This is a genomic window from Mesorhizobium sp. M1A.T.Ca.IN.004.03.1.1 (genome assembly GCF_003997555.1).
GTDB lineage: Bacteria > Pseudomonadota > Alphaproteobacteria > Rhizobiales > Rhizobiaceae > Mesorhizobium.
Genome location: NZ_RZTV01001168.1, coordinates 1 through 232, shown reverse-complemented (window position 1 = coordinate 232; position 232 = coordinate 1). Strand labels below are relative to the sequence as shown.

1 protein-coding gene is annotated in these 232 nt (G+C 57.3%); it reads right to left on the bottom strand.

The window, feature by feature from the left end; translation table 11 throughout:
- The coding region (locus EOD29_RS35360) for an ATP-binding protein (RefSeq protein ID WP_164764122.1) at positions 1-232 on the bottom strand (232 nt) is incomplete at both ends.

Genomic DNA, 232 nt, shown 5'->3' with positions numbered 1-232 from the left:
CGAGGATGTTGACATGGTGGGCGATGCGATCGAGCAGCGCGCCGGTCAGACGTTCGGATCCCAAGGTCTCGGTCCATTTGTCAAATGGAAGATTGCTGGTGATCAGGGTGGCACCGCGCCCGTAGCGTGGTGAGATTAACTCGAACAGCAATTCCGCGCCAGTCTTGGACAGCGGCACGAAGCCCAGTTCGTTGATGATCAGCAGCTTGTAGGTGGCCATCTGCTTCTGGAA